This is a genomic window from Microbacterium timonense (assembly GCF_900292075.1).
Lineage (GTDB): Bacteria > Actinomycetota > Actinomycetes > Actinomycetales > Microbacteriaceae > Microbacterium > Microbacterium timonense.
This window is the reverse complement of sequence record NZ_OLMV01000004.1, coordinates 128,266-146,074: the sequence shown is the minus strand read 5'-3', so window position 1 is coordinate 146,074 and position 17,809 is coordinate 128,266. Positions and strand designations below refer to the sequence as shown.

Annotated in this window: 19 protein-coding genes; 10 read left to right on the top strand and 9 right to left on the bottom strand. The window is 72.4% G+C overall.

Going from position 1 to position 17,809, the window contains the following annotated elements:
* Positions 1-52: 52 nt before the first annotated feature.
* Together C9992_RS12990 and C9992_RS12985 are read right to left on the bottom strand one after the other, a co-directional pair.
* The gene (locus tag C9992_RS12990) at positions 53-1,609 is read right to left on the bottom strand and encodes a glycerol-3-phosphate dehydrogenase/oxidase (protein ID WP_106816046.1); all 1,557 of its coding nucleotides are present in this window, start codon (positions 1,607-1,609) and stop codon (positions 53-55) included.
* Positions 1,606-2,190: a TetR/AcrR family transcriptional regulator gene (locus C9992_RS12985; protein ID WP_106816045.1), complete on the bottom strand. Its 585-nt coding sequence runs from the start codon at positions 2,188-2,190 to the stop codon at positions 1,606-1,608. Before C9992_RS12985 ends, C9992_RS12990 begins: the two co-directional genes overlap by 4 nt.
* A gap of 34 nt (positions 2,191-2,224) precedes the next feature.
* Between C9992_RS12985 and C9992_RS12980 the strand changes: the two genes are divergently transcribed.
* The 5 genes from C9992_RS12980 (at position 2,225) to C9992_RS12960 (ending at position 8,097) form a co-directional block, all read left to right on the top strand.
* A complete protein-coding gene (locus tag C9992_RS12980) occupies positions 2,225-3,946 on the top strand; it encodes an FAD-binding oxidoreductase (protein ID WP_235008224.1) in 1,722 nt (573 codons plus the stop codon).
* On the top strand, positions 3,943-4,848 hold the full coding sequence (locus tag C9992_RS12975) for a diacylglycerol kinase (RefSeq protein WP_106816043.1): 906 nt from the start codon (positions 3,943-3,945) through the stop codon (positions 4,846-4,848). The genes C9992_RS12980 and C9992_RS12975 overlap by 4 nt, the downstream gene beginning before the upstream one ends.
* Positions 4,849-4,961: 113 nt before the next feature.
* Positions 4,962-5,246 (top strand): DUF4242 domain-containing protein, encoded by a 285-nt coding sequence (locus C9992_RS12970; protein ID WP_106816042.1) that lies wholly within the window; start codon positions 4,962-4,964, stop codon positions 5,244-5,246.
* Positions 5,243-5,494, top strand: coding sequence for a hypothetical protein (locus C9992_RS12965; RefSeq protein WP_106816041.1), 252 nt, complete (start codon positions 5,243-5,245; stop codon positions 5,492-5,494). The genes C9992_RS12970 and C9992_RS12965 overlap by 4 nt, the downstream gene beginning before the upstream one ends.
* A gap of 44 nt (positions 5,495-5,538) precedes the next feature.
* A complete protein-coding gene (locus tag C9992_RS12960; RefSeq protein WP_106816040.1) occupies positions 5,539-8,097 on the top strand; it encodes an ATP-binding protein in 2,559 nt (852 codons plus the stop codon).
* Positions 8,098-8,181: 84 nt separating this feature from the next.
* Here the strand turns inward: C9992_RS12960 and C9992_RS12955 are convergent, their stop codons facing one another.
* Together C9992_RS12955 and C9992_RS12950 are read right to left on the bottom strand one after the other, a co-directional pair.
* A complete protein-coding gene (locus C9992_RS12955; protein ID WP_106816039.1) occupies positions 8,182-8,427 on the bottom strand; it encodes an anti-sigma factor family protein in 246 nt (81 codons plus the stop codon).
* Positions 8,424-9,041, bottom strand: a complete 618-nt coding sequence (locus C9992_RS12950; protein ID WP_235008223.1) for a sigma-70 family RNA polymerase sigma factor — start codon at positions 9,039-9,041, stop codon at positions 8,424-8,426. The genes C9992_RS12955 and C9992_RS12950 overlap by 4 nt, the downstream gene beginning before the upstream one ends.
* A gap of 167 nt (positions 9,042-9,208) precedes the next feature.
* On the opposite strand from C9992_RS12950, the gene aroA reads away from it, so the two are divergent.
* The 3 genes from aroA (at position 9,209) to bcp (ending at position 12,254) form a co-directional block, all read left to right on the top strand.
* Positions 9,209-10,597, top strand: a complete 1,389-nt coding sequence (aroA, locus tag C9992_RS12945) for a 3-phosphoshikimate 1-carboxyvinyltransferase (protein ID WP_106816037.1) — start codon at positions 9,209-9,211, stop codon at positions 10,595-10,597.
* 81 nt (positions 10,598-10,678) lie between these two features.
* Positions 10,679-11,740 (top strand): ribosome small subunit-dependent GTPase A, encoded by a 1,062-nt coding sequence (gene rsgA, locus C9992_RS12940; RefSeq protein ID WP_106816036.1) that lies wholly within the window; start codon positions 10,679-10,681, stop codon positions 11,738-11,740.
* Between the two features lie 43 nt (positions 11,741-11,783).
* On the top strand, positions 11,784-12,254 hold the full coding sequence (gene bcp / locus C9992_RS12935; RefSeq protein WP_106816035.1) for a thioredoxin-dependent thiol peroxidase: 471 nt from the start codon (positions 11,784-11,786) through the stop codon (positions 12,252-12,254).
* Positions 12,255-12,287: 33 nt separating this feature from the next.
* On the opposite strand, the gene C9992_RS12930 is transcribed toward bcp, so the two are convergent.
* On the bottom strand, positions 12,288-12,707 hold the full coding sequence (locus C9992_RS12930) for a histidine kinase (RefSeq protein WP_106816034.1): 420 nt from the start codon (positions 12,705-12,707) through the stop codon (positions 12,288-12,290).
* Between the two features lie 245 nt (positions 12,708-12,952).
* Between C9992_RS12930 and C9992_RS12925 the strand changes: the two genes are divergently transcribed.
* On the top strand, positions 12,953-13,201 hold the full coding sequence (locus tag C9992_RS12925) for a WhiB family transcriptional regulator (RefSeq protein ID WP_018171995.1): 249 nt from the start codon (positions 12,953-12,955) through the stop codon (positions 13,199-13,201).
* Positions 13,202-13,310: 109 nt separating this feature from the next.
* On the opposite strand, the gene C9992_RS12920 is transcribed toward C9992_RS12925, so the two are convergent.
* Genes C9992_RS12920 through C9992_RS12910 form a run of 3 tightly spaced genes read right to left on the bottom strand, consistent with a single transcriptional unit; the run spans position 13,311 to position 16,740 of the window.
* Positions 13,311-14,795: a sensor histidine kinase gene (locus tag C9992_RS12920; protein WP_106816033.1), complete on the bottom strand. Its 1,485-nt coding sequence runs from the start codon at positions 14,793-14,795 to the stop codon at positions 13,311-13,313.
* 23 nt (positions 14,796-14,818) lie between these two features.
* Positions 14,819-16,111: an AAA family ATPase gene (locus C9992_RS12915; RefSeq protein WP_106816032.1), complete on the bottom strand. Its 1,293-nt coding sequence runs from the start codon at positions 16,109-16,111 to the stop codon at positions 14,819-14,821.
* Complete coding sequence (locus tag C9992_RS12910) at positions 16,108-16,740, bottom strand: SAF domain-containing protein (RefSeq protein WP_106816031.1); 633 nt, start codon at positions 16,738-16,740, stop codon at positions 16,108-16,110. The genes C9992_RS12915 and C9992_RS12910 overlap by 4 nt, the downstream gene beginning before the upstream one ends.
* 98 nt (positions 16,741-16,838) lie before the next feature.
* On the opposite strand from C9992_RS12910, the gene C9992_RS12905 reads away from it, so the two are divergent.
* Complete coding sequence (locus C9992_RS12905; RefSeq protein ID WP_106816030.1) at positions 16,839-17,120, top strand: helix-turn-helix domain-containing protein; 282 nt, start codon at positions 16,839-16,841, stop codon at positions 17,118-17,120.
* A gap of 44 nt (positions 17,121-17,164) precedes the next feature.
* Here C9992_RS12905 and C9992_RS12900 read toward each other — a convergent pair whose 3' ends face one another.
* A complete protein-coding gene (locus C9992_RS12900; RefSeq protein WP_106816230.1) occupies positions 17,165-17,773 on the bottom strand; it encodes a hypothetical protein in 609 nt (202 codons plus the stop codon).
* Positions 17,774-17,809 lie beyond the last annotated feature (36 nt).

Genomic DNA, 17,809 nt, shown 5'->3' with positions numbered 1-17,809 from the left:
TCCTGGCGCGGATTCCTGCCAACCTCCGCCGCGGCGGCATCGGCGGGCCGGGTCACTCTCCGAGGGGCACCACTCCGGCGCGCGCGAAAGCGGCGGCTGCGGCATCCGTCGACGCCTCACGGTCGGCCGTGACGAGTCCCAGCCGCGTGCGCCGGTCGAGGATGTCCGCGACGGTGAGCGCGCCTTCGACGCGAACGCCCCACTCCAGCTCCTGAGGGGTGACTCCGCACGCACCGCCCGGCCCGTCGGGCAGCGCGGCGGCGAACGGCGCCTCGGCGCCGAACCGGCGGATCAGCCTCGCCGGGGCGGCGATCTCGGGCAGCCGGTGCCGGGGCCAGGCGCCGACCAGCGGGATCGTGCGGGTGCGCGACCCGCGTGCGGGCAGGGCGGGATCGCGGCGGATCACCGCATCCACGGCGTCTTCGGCCATGCGGCGGTACGTCGTCAGCTTGCCGCCGACCACGCTCAGCACGCCCTCCCGCGACTCGAGGACGGCGTGTCGACGCGACAGGTCGCTGGTGTCGCCGTCGCCGGCGGCGAGCAGAGGTCGCAGCCCGGCGTAGGTGGCGATCACGTCGGAGCGGTCCAGGGGCTCGGCGAGGACCGTGTTGACGGTGTCCAGCAGCAGGTCGATCTCGGCCTCGGTGGCGTGCGCCACCTCGGGGACGGGACCGTCGACGGGCACGTCGGTGAGCCCGATGTAGGTACGGCCGTGAGCTGCCGGGGTCGTGAAGACGAAGCGGCTGGACGAGCCGTCGACCGGCACGGTGAGCGAGGCGTCGGCACCGCCCAGACGCTCGGTGGCGACCACCAGGTGGGAACCGCGGCTCGGCCGCAGGCGCACATCGGGGTCCAGGTCGCCGGCCCACACCCCGGTGGCACTGACGACGGCGCGCGCCCGCAGGTGGAGCGTCTGGTCTGTCACGCGATCGCGCAGCCGCGCCTGGCCGTCGCCGGCGGAGAGGCACTCGACGCGCGTCAGGATGGATGCCCCGTAGCCGGCGGCCGTCCGGGCGACCGCCACCACCAGCCGGGCGTCGTCGATCAGCTGCCCGTCCCAGCCGCGCAGACCGCCGCGCAGGCCCTCCGCGCGGACGGCGGGAACGAGGCGGCGCGTCTGGGCGGCGCTGATCGGCGCAGGGGCCGGAAGCACCGCTGCCGGAGTGCCGACGGCGCGTCGCAGCCCGTCGCCCAGTTCGTACCCCAGTCCGATGTACGCTCCGCGCGCCAGATGCCCCGGCGCGAACAGGGGCACGACCTGGGCCATCGCGCGCGAGAGGTGCGGCGCAGTCCGCGTCAGCAGCAGGTGACGCTCTGCTGCGCTCTCCCGCGCGATGGCGAGCTGCCCCGACGCCAGGTAGCGCAGTCCGCCGTGGACGAGCTTCGAGCTGAAGCGGCTGGTGCCGTGTGCGAGGTCGTGCCGCTCCACGAGCACCGTCCGCAGACCTCGGCTCGCGGCATCCAGCGCGACGCCCGCACCGGTGATGCCCCCGCCGATCACGAGCACATCGATCTCGCCGCCGTCGGCGATGGCCTCGAGCTCCCGCAGACGCCGGCCGGCCGAGAGTGCGCTCGGGTGCGGCGTGCGGCCGACGGCCCGCGCGCTCACGGGATCCCCCGGGTCGGCGCCAGGTGGCCGCGCAGGGCGTGCGTCAGTTCGGCGCGCCAGGCCTCGTCCGGCAGCCACTCGGCGACGAGAGGTGCCGACTGCACGGCGGACTGCGCGATGAGCAGCACCATGGCGGCCAGCTGCACCGGGTCGCCGGCCCGGATGAACCCGGCCCGCTGGCCGGCGTCGACGCGACGGACGGTCTCGGCGTGGATCGCCCGCTGGCTGGTGCCCACGCGGTCCAGGATGTAGCGCGCGAAGAGCTCGGGGTCGGTGTCGCGCAGCCGCTCCACGAGCGGCAGCCGCCGCACGCGGTCGGCGGTCTCGACCAACAGCTCGACGAGCGCGTCGAGGTCGGCACTGGTCGTGTCGGCATCCGGCAGCGACGCCACGAGCTCGCGCGTGACCAGTGCGGCGAAGACCGCCTGCGCGTCGGGCCAGTAGCGGTACAGGGTCTGTCGCGACAGTCCGGCGCGCCGCGCGATGTCCGATGCCGTCGTGCGGCGGATGCCGTGCGCCAGCACCTCCGCCAGCGCCGCGTCGAGGATCGCGGTCTCGGTGTCGGACACTCCGTCGGCCATGTGACAACCATACAGAATGTGTCATACTGTCGCCATGGTTGCGATGGCGCATTCCGACGATCCGGGCGGCGACGTGACCGCCGATGACGCCGGTGAGGCGACGCTCCCGGCGCCCCGCGCACGAGGGTCATGGGATGCCTGGGGAACGACCCCCGCCGCCCTTCCCGCCGCGGCGAAGGCCATCATCACCACCCTGCTCCCGGGCCGGGCGCACCCCGTCCCGCGCCGAGCCGTCCCGGTGCTCCCCGCGTCCCGGCTCACCGACGGCGACATCGCGGCCTTGTCCGCACTGATCGGCGGGTCGCACGTGACGCGCGAGGACGCCGTGCGGATGCAGCATCTGGGCGGGAAGAGCACGCCCGATCTGCTGCGGCGCCGCCTCGACGACGCGCAGCCGGCTCCCGACGCCGTCGTCTCCCCCGCCGACCACGACGAGGTGGTGGCAGTGATCCGGCTGTGCGCCGAACAGGGCATCGCGGTGGTGCCGTTCGGCGGCGGCACGTCCGTCGTCGGCGGAGTCGACCCGGTTCGCGGCGCCCATCGAGCGGTCATCGCGCTGGACCTGTCGCGCACCGCCGCGCTGCTGGCCCTGGACGAGGTGTCGCTGCTGGCCACCTTCGGCGCCGGGACCACCGGTCCGCAGGCGGAGGAGCTGCTCGGTACACGCGGCTTCACGCTCGGGCACTTCCCGCAGAGCTTCGAGTACGCGTCGCTGGGAGGATTCGCCGCGACGAGATCCAGCGGCCAGGCCTCACGCGGCTACGGACGGTTCGATGATCTGGTGCACGCCCTGCGCGTCGCGGCCCCGGCGGGCGACCTCGTCCTCGGACGGTCACCGGCCAGCGCCGCGGGGCCGGACCTGCGCGAGCTCTTCCTCGGTTCCGAGGGCGCGTTCGGCGTGCTGACCGAGATCACTGTGCGGATCCGGCCGGTGCCGGCGGCCACCGCGTACCACGCCTGGTCGTTCGCCGACTTCGCCTCCGGTGCCGAGGCCGTGCGCACGGCGACCCAGCGCGGCATCCGCCCCACCGTCCTGCGGCTGAGCGATGAGACCGAGACCCGGGTCAACGCCGCACTCGGCGGGCATCTCATGCGCATGCGCGGGAGCCTGGCGATCGCCACCTTCGAGGGGAACAGCGCCGACGAGGCGGAGGCGACGCGCGACGCGCTGCACGACGTCTTCGCCGCCCACGGCGCCACCTCCCGGGGCGAGGGCCCGGCGCGCTCCTGGGAGCGGGGCCGGTTCTCCTCCCCCGCCTTGCGCGACGCGCTGCTGGACGCGGGCGTTCTCGCCGAGACCCTCGAGACCGCGACGACGTGGCTCCGCCTCCCTGCCCTCAAGGACGCCGTGACGTCCGCCCTCACCGCGAGTCTCACCGCCGCCGGCACGAAGCCGATCGTGCTGTGCCATATCTCGCACGTGTATCCGGCGGGCGCATCGCTGTACTTCACCGTGGTGGCCGCGCTCACCGCCGACCCGCAGCGGCAGTGGGCGGATGCGAAGGATGCCGCCTCCCGCGCGATCATCGACGCCCACGGAACGATCACCCACCATCACGCGGTCGGCCGGGACCACCGTCCGTATCTCGAGGCGGAGATCGGCGCACTCGGCGTCGACGTGCTGCGCGCCGTCAAGGCGGTGCTCGACCCGGACGGCATCATGAACCCCGGAACACTCGTCGCGGCTCCTCCCGCTCCCCCCGAGGGCGCAGCGGCGACGCCGTCAGGCCGGTCCGGACCGGCGACGCGCGAATGAGAGTCGCGCTGCTGGTGAACCCCGCCGCACGCGGTGGTGCCCACTCGCGTGCCGCCGAGACCGCCGCCGAGCGCCTGCGCAGTCGAGGTGTGCAGACGTCCGTGCTCAGCGGCGGGAGCGCGACGGAGTCCTCGCAGCTGCTGCGCGCCGCGATCGAGGTCGGCGCCGACGCGGTGGCGGTGGCCGGCGGCGACGGCACCGTCAACCTCGCCATCCAGGAGGTGGCGGGCCGCGGCATCCCCCTCGGCATCGTCCCGATCGGGACCGGCAACGACTTCGCCGCCAGTCTGGGGCTCCACGAGCTCGACGTCATCGCCGCAGCGGACGTGATCGCCGCCGGCCGCACCCGCCGCGTCGACCTGGCACGGGTGACCCGTGCCGATGCCTCCACGGCGTTCTACGGGTCCGTGCTCGCCAGCGGATTCGACTCCCGCGTGAACGATCGCGCCAACGGCATGCGGTGGCCGCGAGGCGCAGCCCGGTACAACATCGCCATCCTCGTCGAGTTCCTCGCCCTCGCGGGGATGCCGTACGAGATCGAGTTCGTGACCCCGGCGGGTTTGGTCCAGACGGTGACCGGCGACCTGGTCATGGCGACCGTGGGCAACGGGAGCAGCTACGGCGGCGGCATCCCGATCTGTCCCGGCGCCGACGTGGCGGACGGCCTCCTGGATCTGGTCCTCGTGCACCCCGCTGGGCGACTCCGCCTTCTCCGGCTGCTGCCGCGGGTCTACCGCGGTACCCATGGCACCGTCGCCGAGGTGCAGATGCACCGCGTCCGCTCTGTGCGCCTCGCGTCCCCGGGCGTCACCGCGTACGCCGACGGCGACCCCATCGGCCCTCTCCCGCTGACGGTCGATGTCGTTCCCGGTGCCCTGACCGTCTTCGCCCCGGCGACCTGACATCTGGGGAACGTCGCGAGCGAACATGGGGAACTCCTCCCGATGTCGGCAGGCGCACGACTGCCGAGCATGGAGGCATCCGGAATCCCGGAGCCACCTGATCGGAGAACCTCATGAACACCTTCATCATCGAACGCAACGTCCCGGGCGCCGCGCAGCTCAGCCACGAGGACCTCGTCGAGATCTCCCGCACCTCCAACCGCGCGGTCGACTCGCTCGGCGTCCCGTACGAGTGGGTGACGACGTATGTCGCGGGCGACAAGCTCTACTGCGTGCACCGCACCGGCGACCCCGAGACCGTGCGTGAGCACGCACGTCGAGGCGGCTTCCCGGCCGACCTCGTCTCGGAAGTCGTCGCGCAGTTCGGCCCCCACACCGCGGAAGAGGCAGCAGCATGAGCGCGATGCCCGCCGTCTTCGCGACGCCGGCCGCGATGGCCGAGCACGGTGCCACGGTGCGGCGACTGTGGCGGCGGATGCGCCGGCTCGCCGCGGAGGCCGCAGCCGCCGTGGGCGGGCGAACGCCCCGCGCACGCACGGTGGACCACGCCGAGATGGCGCGACGACGCATGGTCGCCCAGACCCTCGAGGCCCTGCGCCAGGGTGCCTACGCCGATGCCGCACTGGGCGGACCGCGACTGCGGTGACAGCGACCGCGCGAGAACAGCCCCGTGGAGCCTACGATGGCGCCATGGGGCTGTTCGAGCGGACGCCGCAGCTCGAGGCGCTGGCCGACGCGATGACCCGCATCGTGACGGCGCATGACTCCGCGCCCGGCGCGGTGATCACGCTCGAAGGCGATGCCGGAGCAGGCAAGACCAGCCTCATCTCAGCGGCGACCGATGAGGCACCGACGGGCCTGCGGGTCGTGCGCGCGGCGTGCGATCCGCTCTCCACTCCCCGGCCGCTCGGGCCGGTCCGCGACGTGCAGGCGATGCTCGGCGACGCGTCCTCCCCGACCGGATCGCTGCTGGAGGTGGACGCCCGTTTCGCCACCGCCGTGTCGGATCGGCCGACGGTTCTCGTCATCGACGACGCGCAGTGGATCGACGACGCCTCCGTCGAGGTGATGCGGTTCCTGGTCAGGCGCATCGAGCCGCTTCGGCTCGTCGTGATCGTCTCGCACCGGGAGCCGCCTCTCGGGCATCCGCTGTGGGCGCTCCTCGGAGACATCGCCCGCATGGAGTCCGCCGTGCGCCTCACGGTGCCGCCGCTGTCGGCTGCCGCTGTGGGCAGGATGCTGGAAGACCACGCGGTGGATCCGGACCACGTTCTCACGCTCACCGGCGGCAACCCGTTCTTCGTGGCCGAGATCGCCCGCCATCCGGGTGAGAGCCTGCCACGAAGCATCCGGGACGCCGTGATCGCCAGCGCCGCGGGTCTCTCACCGAGGGAGCTGGAGGCGCTGCAGCTGATCGCCACCGCGCCCGATGCGTTCGATGATCGCCTCCTGCCGTCCGTGGGACTGGACGTGCCGACGCTTCGCCGGCTCGAGGCGACAGGACTCCTGGTCCGCACGAGCGACGGCATCGCCTTCCGGCACGAGCTGGCACGACTCGCGATCGTGGCCAGCACCGAGCCGGGGGTGGAGTCGCTCCTGCACCGGCGGGTCCTGGACGCGTGGGAGGAGGTGGGCTCCGCCGACGACGCCGTCCTCACCCACCATGCGGCGGCCGCGGGCGACGCCGAGCGCACGCTGCACTATGCCGTGCGCGCCGCCGAGGACGCGACCCGCACCGGCTCCCACACCGAGGCCGTCTCGTTCCTCAGCCTGGCCCTGGAACAGCTGCACGCCGAGACGGCGGAGCGGGCGCGGCTGCTCGAGCAGCTCAGCACCGAGCTGTACATGGTCAGCCGCCTCCCGGCCTCACTGGAGGCGATCGATGCCGCGCTGCGCATCCGCCGGCGCCTGGGCGACGAGACGGGTGTCAGCACCGCGCAGGACCGCCGCGCCGTGATCGAGTACTACTCGGCCCGGCGCCGTGACGCCGAACGCGATGCGGATGCCGCGGCCCTCGGCGATGCGGGACCGGCGGCGCTCGCGTCCGCTCAAGCGACGCGGGCGTACCTGGCGTACCGTCGGCACGACCTCGACACCGCCCGCGAGATCGTCCGCGCACAGCGTCGGGGCCCGACGACGGAGGCCGCCGACCTCCGTCTGTCGATCACCGAGTCGGCTGCGGATCTGATCGACGGACGTACCTCCGCCCGATCCGAGCTGCTGCGTCATGCCTCCTCCGCCTTGACGCGATCACTCGACGAGATCGGAACGACCGCCTACTCCAATCTCTGCGCTCTCGACATCGAGCAGCGGCGCCTGGCTGACGCCGAGGTGGTCCTGTCGGAGTCCCTCCCCCTCACGATCGAGCGCGACATCCCCATCTGTCGACAGTGGCAGACCGGCATGCGCGCCAGACTGCACCTGCTCCGCGGGCGCTGGGCGGCGTCCGCCGAGGACGCGATGGCGGTGCTGAACGGCGCAGGTGCGCCGCTGGCCGCGGTGTGGCCGCACACCGTCGCGGCGCTGCTGGCGGTCCGTCGCGGCGACGGGTCCTCGCAGGTCGAGGAGCACCTCGCGGCGGCATGGCGACTGTCCGGTGAGCTCGATGAGCCCCTGGTCTCGCTCGCGGTGCGCAGTGCGACCGCCGAGGTCTCGTGGCACCGAGGGGAGCCGGATCCTCGGCTGGCCGATGCCGGCGACGCGCTGGCCGCGGCCGAGCGCCTCCCGGGGACCCAGTGGGCGGCCGGCGACCTGCGCGTGTGGCTCAGGCGTCTGGGCGAGCAGGCACCCGACGGTGGGGAGGTGCCGGAGCCGTACCTTCTCGAACTCGGCGGCCGTCACCACGAAGCCGCCCGCGTGTGGCGCGAGCTGGGCGCCCCGTACGACGCGGCGCTCGCGGCGCTCCACGCGACGCAGGCCGACATCGCGGCATCCGCCGTCTCCGATCTGGACGCACTGGAGGTCCCCGCGACGGCGTCGCGGGCGCGCACGCTGCTGATGGGCCGCGGCATCCGATCCCTGCCCTCGCGTCCGCGCGCGCGGACGCTCGCCAATCCCTCGGGTCTGACGAACCGCCAGCTCGATGTCGCTCGGCTCATCGCCCGCGGGCTGACCAACGTCGAACTCGCCGAGGAGCTGTACATCTCGCCCAAGACGGCGGACCACCACGTCTCGGCCGTCCTCGCCAAGCTGGGCGTGAGCAGTCGTCGGGACGTCGTCCGCGCGGCCGCAACCCTGGGTCTGGAGTGACCACACGGTGCAGCGGCGCTCGGTCACCGGGCGCGCACATGCCTGCGACCGGCTCACTCGCCTCGCGGGCGGGCGGCGGAGGCGTCAGCTGTGGACGGCCTGCACCGCGCGCAGCCGCGCCAGCACCTGGTCGCGCAGCTCCTCGGGAGCGGTCTCCTTGCACGCGCGCGCGACGACCTCGGTCAGGGTGCGCGCCACGAGCGCCTCGTCACGGCACGCGGGGCAATGCTCCAGGTGCTCGGCGATGTCGGAGTGCTCGGTCTTGCAGACCTCGTTGCGCAGGTACTCCTCGAGGTCGCGCCGCGCCTTTTCGCAGCCGCAATCGGTCATTTCGTGCTCCTCGTGGCGGCAGTGGCGATGCCGCGCTCTCTTGCGTACTCGGCCAGCAGCTCACGAAGCATCCGCCTGCCACGGTGCAGGCGGCTCATGACTGTGCCGATGGGGGTCTTCATGATGTCGGCGATCTCCTGGTAGGCGAAGCCCTCGACGTCGGCGAGGTACACCGCCAGCCGGAAGTCCTCCGGGATGGACTGCAGCGCGTCCTTCACGACCGATGCGGGCATATGGTCGATCGCTTCGGCCTCCGCGGAGCGGGTGCTGGTCGCGGTGGTCGATTCAGCGCCGCCCAGCTGCCAGTCCTCGAGGTCATCGATGGTGCCCTGATACGGCTCGCGCTGCTTCTTGCGGTAGGTGTTGATGTAGGTGTTGGTGAGGATCCGGTAGAGCCACGCCTTGAGGTTCGTCCCCTGGGTGAACGTCTTCCACGACGCGAACGCCTTGACGAAGGTCTCCTGCACCAGGTCGGCCGCGTCCGCCGGGTTGCGCGTCATGCGCATCGCGGCGGCGTAGAGCTGGTCCATGAAGGGCAGCGCCTGCTCTTCGAACTGCGCACGCTGGTCCTGCGGCTGGTCGCTCTGATCAGCCAGGTCGGTCGAGTCGCTCATCACGCGCCAGTCTACGGCGGCCGTCCTCAGGCCGCCGGTCGCCCGCGCATCGGGCACACGGCTCAGGTCCGTCTCGAGGTCGAGGCGATCCAGGGTGGCGAACATCCGTCTCCGCTCAGTGGGTCTGTCCCGGCTGCTGTCCACCGGGTTCAGTAGGGTAGAACCCGATGACAGCCGACGGGTATTCCCCCACCTCCGCGCCGGCCGGGCGCGAGCCCTGGCGCGCCCCCGTCGCGGACGGCCCGCTGCATGCCACGGTGACGGTCCCCGGCTCGAAATCCCTGACGAACCGCGAGCTGGTCCTGGCCGCTCTCGCCGAGACGCCGAGCCGGCTGAGCGCTCCCCTGCACTCCGACGACTCGACCCGCATGATCGAGGCGCTGCGGGCGCTGGGCGTGGGCATCGAGCTGGTCCCCGGCAGCGGGCCCTATGGCGATGACATCGAGGTCACGCCGGTGTGGCCGCTGCGCGGCGACACCGAGGTCGACTGCGGGCAGGCGGGCACCGTCATGCGCTTCGTGGCGGGCCTGGGCGGCTTCGCCGTCGGCGATGTGACGATGACGGCGCACGAGAGTGCGCTGCACCGGCCGATGGGGGCGATGATCGCGGCCCTGCGCGACGTCGGGGTCGACATCGACGACGGCGGCCACTGGGCCCTCCCCTTCATCGTGCGCGGCCACGGGCACGTGCGCGGCGGCGAGGTCACCATCGACGCCAGCGCCTCCAGTCAGTTCGTCTCCGGCCTGCTACTGGCCGCGCCCCGCTTCGATGTGGGACTGCACCTCGTGCACGCGGGCGACCGGCTTCCCAGCATCCCGCACATCGACATGACCGTCGAGGCGCTCTCGCACCGCGGCGTGCACGTCGAGCGTCCGCGCGTCGGCGAGTGGATCGCTCCGGCGGGACCGATACGCGGCAAGGACGTCGCGATCGAACCCGACCTGTCCAACGCGGCCCCGTTCCTGGCCGCCGCCATGGTGGTCGGCGGTTCGGTCGCGGTCACCGGGTGGCCCGCCCACTCCACCCAGCCCGGCGCGATGCTGACCGAGATCCTCTCCCTCATGGGCGCCCGCGTCGTGCGCCGCGGCGGTGCGCTGACGGTCACCGGCGGGGGCGGCATCCAGGGCATCGATCTGGATCTGTCGGCCGCGGGCGAACTGGTCCCGACGATCTTCGCCCTCGCGGCATTCGCCGACTCGCCGTCGACGTTGCACGGCATCGGTCACATCCGCGGCCATGAGACGGATCGGATCGCTGCGCTCGTGGCCGAGCTGCGGGCGCTCGGCGGCGACGCCGAGGAGCTGCCGGACGGCATCCGCATCACTCCGCGCCCGCTGCGCGGCGGCACGTGGCACGCGTACCACGACCACCGCATGGCCACCACCGGTGCTCTCATCGGGCTCGCGGTTCCCGGGGTCGAGGTCGACGACATCGGCACGACGGCCAAGACCATGCCGGAGTTCCCGCAGCTGTGGCGGCGCATGCTCGAGGGCGGGCAGAGCGAGGGCGGGCCCCACCGTGGCGAGCTCCCCGAGGAGAGCATGCGCGCCTCCTGAGCGCGCACAGGCCGAGACGGCCCCGATGACACGTGAGGAGCGATCCAGGGATGACACCGTGACGCGACGCGGGGCGAGCGCATGAGCTGGCTCGACGATTTCGACGACGACGACGAGCCGGAGTTCGACGAGACCGACGTGCGCGTGCGGCCCAATCCGAAGGCCAACCGCCCGCGGACCAAGCGCCGCCCGGCGCACAGCGACGCACGGATCGCGCGGGTCCTCGGCGTCGACCGGGGTCGGTACACCGTGCTCGTCGACGAGGACGAGCCCGACGAGCGCACCGTCCTGGCCGCGCGTGCGCGGGAGCTGCGCAAGACCGCCATCGTCACCGGTGACCGGGCGCGGATCGTGGGCGACGCCTCCGGAGACGAGGGAACGCTCGCCCGCATCGTCGGCCTGGAAGAGCGTACGTCGCTGCTGCGCCGCAGCGCCGACGACACCGACCAGGTCGAGCGCGTCATCGTCGCCAACGCCGATCAGATGCTGATCGTCGTCGCCGCCGCTGATCCGGAGCCGCGTCCCCGCCTGGTCGACCGGTACCTGGTGGCGGCGCTGGATGCCGGCATCCGTCCCCTGCTCGTGGTGACCAAGACCGATCTGGCCGATCCCGCGGAGTTCCTGTCGCACTTCGACGGCCTGGATCTGGAGGTCTTCACGAGCGGGCGGGAGCAGATGCCGCTGGAACGGATCGGCGCAGCGCTGGTCAGCCACTCCACCGTCTTCGTCGGGCACTCCGGCGTCGGCAAGTCGACCCTCGTCAACGCGCTCGTCCCTGACGCGCGCCGTGCCATCGGGCACGTGAACGTCGTCACCGGCCGGGGACGGCACACGTCCAGTTCGACGGTGTCGCTGCGCTATCGCGGAGACGACGGCAACGGATGGGTGATCGACACGCCCGGCGTGCGCTCGTTCGGCCTCGGGCATGTCGACCCCGCGAACATCCTCCGCGCCTTCACCGACCTCGCCGAGGTCGCCGAGGAGTGCCCCCGCGGCTGCACCCACCTCCCCGACGCACCGGACTGCGCCATCGTGGAGGCCGTCGAGGAGGGCCGGCTCGGGCCCGGGGGCGCGGCACGCCTGGATTCCCTGCAGCGCCTGCTCGAGACGTTCGCCGAGAAATCTCAGAAGCCGGGTGCGTGAACAGCCCTCCGCGCCCGGTTCGCGGTCGGCTTAGAGTGGGACGGTGACCACGACCCGCCTGGAACCCGGCTCCCTCGCACCCGCCTTCGCCCTCGTCGACCAGGACGAGCGGGAGGTGAGGCTGGAGGACCTGCGCGGCGGCCGAGTCATCCTCTTCTTCTATCCCGAGGCGATGACGCCCGGCTGCACGACCGAGGCCTGTGACTTCCGCGACAGCCTGGCCCCGCTGCAGGCCGCCGGGTACACGATCCTCGGCATCTCCCGCGACGAGCCGGAGAAGCTGCGCCGGTTCCGCGAGCGGGACGGGCTGACGTACGACCTGCTGAGCGACCCGGACCACTCGGTCCACGAGAAGTACGGCGTGTGGGGCGAGAAGATGAACTACGGCAAGCCCGTGATGGGCGTCATCCGCTCGACCTTCGTCCTCGACGAGGAGGGGCGCATCTCGCAGGCGCTCTACAACGTCCGCGCCACCGGCCACGTCGCCCGCGTGCGCGATCTGCTCGGGGTCTGAGCGGCCGGGTTCCACCGGAGCACCGAGGGCGGCTCAGTGGTTCGCGATGCCGCCGGAGTCTTCGCCGTCGCGCCGGTCCGCCGTCCGTCCGGCATGGCGGACCGCGAGGATCAGCAGCACGAGAGTGACGATCGCCGGCACGGCGAGAGCCAGGGCGACCGCCGGATCCGCGAAAGCACCGGTGGCTGCGCCGAGTGCCACGGCGAGGATCAGCAGCTGCGCGACGATGCCCCCCGATCGCCCCCAGGACTGGCCGCGCCAGGTGGCCACGGCGAACGCGATCATCGCCGCAGCGCCGACGAGGGTCAGCACAACCAAGGCGATCGCGCTTTCGATCGAGTCGGTGTCGCCGCCGGCGATCGCGACGATCTCGCGCACCATGAGCACGCCGAGGCCGAGGCCCTCAGCGCCGACGAGAACCGCCGCGATCCTTCCGGACAGGTTTGTCCGCATTCTCCGTCGACTCCTCTTGCTCCGGACGCGTGATTGTGCAAAACCTCCAGTCCACCCGGGGAACACTCAGCAAGTCCTCCATAAACCCGCCGGTGAACCCTTGATTCAGGTAAACCGCTGTGGGACGATTGGTGAAGCCGTGTGCTCCCACAGCGACGTGGGGCGAGTGATCTCGCACATCCCACAGGGTATCGGACCCGAACCGACCCTTTACGTCCCACCCCTCTGTATCAAGGAGCACCACCATGGACTGGCGCGACAAGGCCGCCTGCCTGACCGTCGACCCCGAGCTGTTCTTCCCGGTCGGCAACACGGGCCCCGCCGTCGACCAGATCGAGAAGGCCAAGTCGGTCTGCGCCCGCTGCACCGTCACCGAGATCTGCCTGCAGTACGCCCTCGAGACCGGCCAGGACTCGGGCGTGTGGGGCGGCCTCTCCGAAGACGAGCGTCGCGCCCTCAAGCGTCGCGCCGCCCGCGCGCGCCGCGCCTCCTGACCCGCGCCGGTCCCCCCTCGGGCACTCCGGGAGAGGACGGATGCCGTAGCCCCGGCATCCTGCCGAGCCACCGTCGTGCGAGCCCCGTCCGCGGCTGGTCCGGATACGGTCAGCTCTTGCCGCGCTCGATGTAGCGCAACGGGATGTCGATGGTGACCTCGGTACCGCTTCCCATGATGGTGTGCCAGTCGATCGTGCCACCGAGCTCGCCCTGAATGAGGGTGCGGACGATCTGGGTGCCGAGGCCGCGGCCCACCTGGCCCTCGGGCAGGCCGGATCCGGTATCGCGCACCCGCACCTCCAGCCGGTCGTCGCTGCGCTCGGCGACGATCTCGACATCGCCCTCCTGACCCGCCAGCCCGTGCTCGACGGCGTTGGTGACGAGCTCGGTGAGCGCGAGCGCGAGCGGTGTCGCGTACTCGCTCGGCAGCGTCCCGAAACGCCCGGTGGAATGGGTGCGTGCGCGGGTGTTGGGGGCCGCGGCGACCTCGGCGACGAGCTTCAGCACGCGGGCGAAGACCTCGTCGAAATCGACGTTCTGCGCGAGTCCCTCCGAGAGCGTGTCGTGCACGACGGCGATCGCCGAGACGCGGCGCATCGCCTGGGTGAGCGCCTCGCGCGCCTCCTCCGTGTGGGACCGCCGCGCCTGGATGCGCAGCAGCGATGCGACGGTCTGCAGGTTGTTCTTGACGCGATGGTGGATTTCGCGGATCGTCGCATCCTTGGTGATGAGCTCCTGCTCCTGGTGGCGGATCTCCGTCACATCGCGGCAGAGCACGATCGCGCCGATCCGCGTGCCGTGGTCGCGCAGCGGAATGGTGCGCAGCGACACGGTGACTCCTCGTGCCTCGAGGTCTGCGCGCCACGGGGCGCGCCCGGTGACCACGACCGGCAGCGACTCGTCGTACTGCCGCTTGGTGGGCAGGATGGCGGTCACGACCTCGACCAGGGACTCCCCCTCCAGCTCGTCGTCGAAGCCGAGCCGGTTGAACGCCGACAGCGCGTTGGGGCTCGCGAACGTCGTGACGCCGTCGACGTCGAGGCGGATCAGGCCGTCCGACGCGCGGGGAGCGCCGCGACGCGGCGACGTGGGGGCGGCGAGGTCCGGGAAATCGCCGGATGCGATCATGCCGAAGAGGTCATCGGCGCAGTCGTTGAACGTGATCTGCTGACGCGACGGCGTGCGCGCCTCACCGAGATTGGTGTGCCGGGTCACCACGCCGATGAGCGTCTTCTCGCCGCCGTTCTTGCGCGCCACCGGCACCGCCCGGACCCGCGTCGGCGTCTCCTCGAACCAGTCCGGCGACGCGGAATCCACGATCGTGCCGGTCTGGAACGCGTCCCGCACCTGCGTGCGCCACTGCGGGCGCACGCGGTCGCCGACGATGTCGCGATAGAAGAGGGTCGCGGCGCCGCTGGGGCGGGTGTGGGCGACCGCCACGAAGGAGTCGTCGGCCGTGGGCACCCACAGCACGATGTCGGCGAAGGCCAGATCGGCGAGGAGCTGACCGTCTCCCGCGAGACGGTGCAGCCACTCCACGTCGTCTTCGCTGGAGCGGCCCTGGGCGTAGACGAGATCGCTGAGGGTCGACACGCACCTAGCCTAGATGGCCGTGGTCAGCCCACCGGTGCGCCGACCCGGTCCGCCGGGGCCACACGCCGGCGGCCGGCTCTGCGCGCTCGACCTCTTTCCTGCTCCCGCCCCCGTTCGGGGGCCGGCACGACGGCCTCCCCCACGAAACGGCGGATCGCGAGGGTCAGCGGGGACCGCGGGGCGACTTGGGCGATGGGCTGCCCTGCCAGGATCGCGGCATCCGCCGATCGCGGGTCCTGCGGGAGGAACCAGACGTCCTCGATACCTCCGAAGCGGTCCAGGGTTCGGCGGACTTGGCCACGGGCGTCGATTCCGAGCGTTCCGGGACGCAGCCGGTTCGCGATCACGGCGATCGGCGTCGTGCCGATCGTCGCGCGCAGCTCCGCGTGCCCGCGGAGGAAGCGCGCGACTCCGACGGGGTCGGCCGCGAGGACCGCGACCACCAGATCTGCCGCCTGCAGTGCCGCCAGCGTGGCGGCATTGCGGCGAGGACCCTCGAGGTCGCTGACGATCTCCTCGTCGCGCTCGAGCGACGACGACACGTCGGTGACCGTGTAGTCGGCCCACTCGCGGCAGGCCGCGAGCGCCATGCCGACGCGGCGTTCGCTGAGCTCCGGCCACCGGGACGGACGGTTGATCCCGGTGAGCACGTCCACGCCGGAGCCTCCCAGCGACAGGGCGATGCGGCTGAGCTCCCGCCCGTCGAGGCCGCCGAGCTCCGCCTGTCGGCACGCAGCGGCGAAACCCGGTCCCTCGTCGGCGAGCCCCAGGGTGAGGGCGAGAGAGGGCGCGTGGGTGTCGGCGTCGACGAGCGCGACGTGCCGGCCGCCGCGCGCGAGCTCCACCGCCAGCTCGGTGGCGACCGTGGACCGCCCAGGGGCTCCGGCAGGACCCCAGACGGTGATGAGCCGTGGCTGTGGTCGGGGCGTGGCGTGCGAGTTCGGCGCCACCGGACCCTCCATCAGCGCGTCGGCGATGCGCCAAGGATCGGTCGATCGCTGCAGCGGCTTCTCCAGCCCGCACGCGGCGGCCAGCCTCTCCCCCGCCGCGTCGTCGACCAGAGGCACCACACGCGTGCCGGCGCGATCGCACAGGGCCACGACGGCAGGTGACATCGTCGTCCGCGACACCTCGATCACGAGGGCATCCGCCTCGGCCAGCGCGCCGAGCAACGCCTCGGCATCGGCCCCCAGCATCCCGTCGGCGGCAGCGAGCGCCGGCGCGTCGGCGGCCGACTGGGCGATCACATCGATGCCCTCACGACGAAGGCCGTCGACGAGCAGCCCCGCGTCGTCGACGGCGACGACGATCTTCACGATCCGGCTCCCGTCGACGGCACGATCGAGAGCGCCGACTGATCCGCCATCGCCGCGAGGGTCGCCGACACGTCGGCGCGCGGGATCACCAGCTCCAGAGCTGCCGCTCCGCCCCCGATCATGGATTCGTCCCGGGTGACCGACACCACGGTCGCGTCGGCGACGAGCACGCGTGGCTCGTCATAGGCGCCGGGCTCCCGCAGCGGCGCCGCCCACACTTCGACCACGGTGCCGGCATCGACGGATGCGGGCACATCGACCGCGCTGCGCACCACCACGCTCGTGGTGCGTGCCGCATCCGCCTCGCCCACCGCTGCCGCCGGGACAAGCTCGCCCGCCTCGATGGTGCGGGTGGCCACTGCTGCCTCCTCCAGGCCGTCGGCGGAGAGGTACGTGCCCGACAGCGGCCCCAGCGCGACCTCGACGACTTTGAGATCGCCGGCGGCGATGGCCTCTCCGGGAACGATCGTGTGGGCCGCCGCGTACACGGGGACGGTCTGTCGAGCGGCGCTCACGACCAGCCACACCCCGACGACCGAGGCCACGACGAGGAGGACACCGAGGAAGAAGCGCGCGTCACCCCAGAAGGCGCGACGCGGATTGCGAACGGGATCGTTGACTCCGGTCATGCGTCCATGGTCGCCGACTCGGCCGCACCGCGTCGGCCGTTATCCACAGGGCGGTGCGCCCCGGACCCACCCCGGAAGGCCGGGTCCATAATGGGGGCATGCCCGATGACCCGACGTCCGACGTGCGTCTGCTCGCCCCCGCTCAGGTGGGCGAGGTGCTCGGCGTCTCGGTGGACGAGGTGATGGCTCTGGTGCTCGAGGGCCGGCTGCGCGGGCTGCGGGTGGGCGCTCCGGCGCGCTGGAGGATCGAAGCCTCCAGCGTCGGGGAGTACCTCGACGATCAGGCTGAGGAGGCCCGGCGCATGGCGCTGTGGCGTCAGTCGCAGACGGCGAGCTTTCCCGAGCTCTGGGGCAGCGGCATCGTACGCAACCCCGACTAGGACGACCGCGACGCCCTTCGGGCGGGTCGGCAGCACCGGGTGCGTCAGGTCAGCGTCGGGACGTCGTCGGCGCGGATCCACGACACCGCCGCGAACGGCACCAGACGATAGCCGGAGACGGCATGGGCGCGGCGAGGTGAGCCCGGCTCGTGCAGAGCGAGGTCGAGGTGGTCGGCCCCGGCGCGATCGATCGTGCCGGTGAGCACACGACCCGACACGAGGTGCACCGCCACCGGCGCACGCCGGCGCACCAGGTCGCGCAGCACGAAACCGAAGGTGAGCCGATCCGCCAGCGCAGATCGCGGTGGCGCCGGCCGCGCCGTCCGCAACAGGTCGGCGTGAGGCATGCCGACCGTCGTGATGGCCGCGAGCGGGGCGATCACTGCGGCGGCCGATCCTTCCGCGGGAGCCAGCGCCACCCAGTCCGCACCGAGGCCGGTCACCGTCGCCCGCAGGGATGTCCCGTCCGTGAGGTCGAAGGACGCCACCGTGGCCGGCCCGGTGTCGCGCGAACAGAGGAGCGCGAGCCGCTCGGCCAGCGTCACCCGTGACAGCCGCAGCCGCTCCGCCTCCGTGTCCAGCGCGGCGCGTTCGGCCTCCCACTCGGAGGCGAGCTGGTCTTCGAGGTCATCGAAGAAGCGGTCCCAACGCACGCTGTGAGAGTAGGGCACACGGCGGACAGCGTCCCC

Coding starts and splice junctions, on each gene's coding strand:
- C9992_RS12985 (WP_106816045.1), bottom strand. CDS start 2,190: ATGGCCGACGGAGTGTCCGACACCGAGACCGCGATCCTCGACGCGGCG.
- C9992_RS12980 (WP_235008224.1), top strand. CDS start 2,225: ATGGTTGCGATGGCGCATTCCGACGATCCGGGCGGCGACGTGACCGCC.
- C9992_RS12975 (WP_106816043.1), top strand. CDS start 3,943: ATGAGAGTCGCGCTGCTGGTGAACCCCGCCGCACGCGGTGGTGCCCAC.
- C9992_RS12970 (WP_106816042.1), top strand. CDS start 4,962: ATGAACACCTTCATCATCGAACGCAACGTCCCGGGCGCCGCGCAGCTC.
- C9992_RS12965 (WP_106816041.1), top strand. CDS start 5,243: ATGAGCGCGATGCCCGCCGTCTTCGCGACGCCGGCCGCGATGGCCGAG.
- C9992_RS12960 (WP_106816040.1), top strand. CDS start 5,539: ATGGGGCTGTTCGAGCGGACGCCGCAGCTCGAGGCGCTGGCCGACGCG.
- C9992_RS12955 (WP_106816039.1), bottom strand. CDS start 8,427: ATGACCGATTGCGGCTGCGAAAAGGCGCGGCGCGACCTCGAGGAGTAC.
- C9992_RS12950 (WP_235008223.1), bottom strand. CDS start 9,041: ATGAGCGACTCGACCGACCTGGCTGATCAGAGCGACCAGCCGCAGGAC.
- aroA (WP_106816037.1), top strand. CDS start 9,209: ATGACAGCCGACGGGTATTCCCCCACCTCCGCGCCGGCCGGGCGCGAG.
- rsgA (WP_106816036.1), top strand. CDS start 10,679: ATGAGCTGGCTCGACGATTTCGACGACGACGACGAGCCGGAGTTCGAC.
- C9992_RS12930 (WP_106816034.1), bottom strand. CDS start 12,707: ATGCGGACAAACCTGTCCGGAAGGATCGCGGCGGTTCTCGTCGGCGCT.
- C9992_RS12925 (WP_018171995.1), top strand. CDS start 12,953: ATGGACTGGCGCGACAAGGCCGCCTGCCTGACCGTCGACCCCGAGCTG.
- C9992_RS12910 (WP_106816031.1), bottom strand. CDS start 16,740: ATGACCGGAGTCAACGATCCCGTTCGCAATCCGCGTCGCGCCTTCTGG.
- C9992_RS12905 (WP_106816030.1), top strand. CDS start 16,839: ATGCCCGATGACCCGACGTCCGACGTGCGTCTGCTCGCCCCCGCTCAG.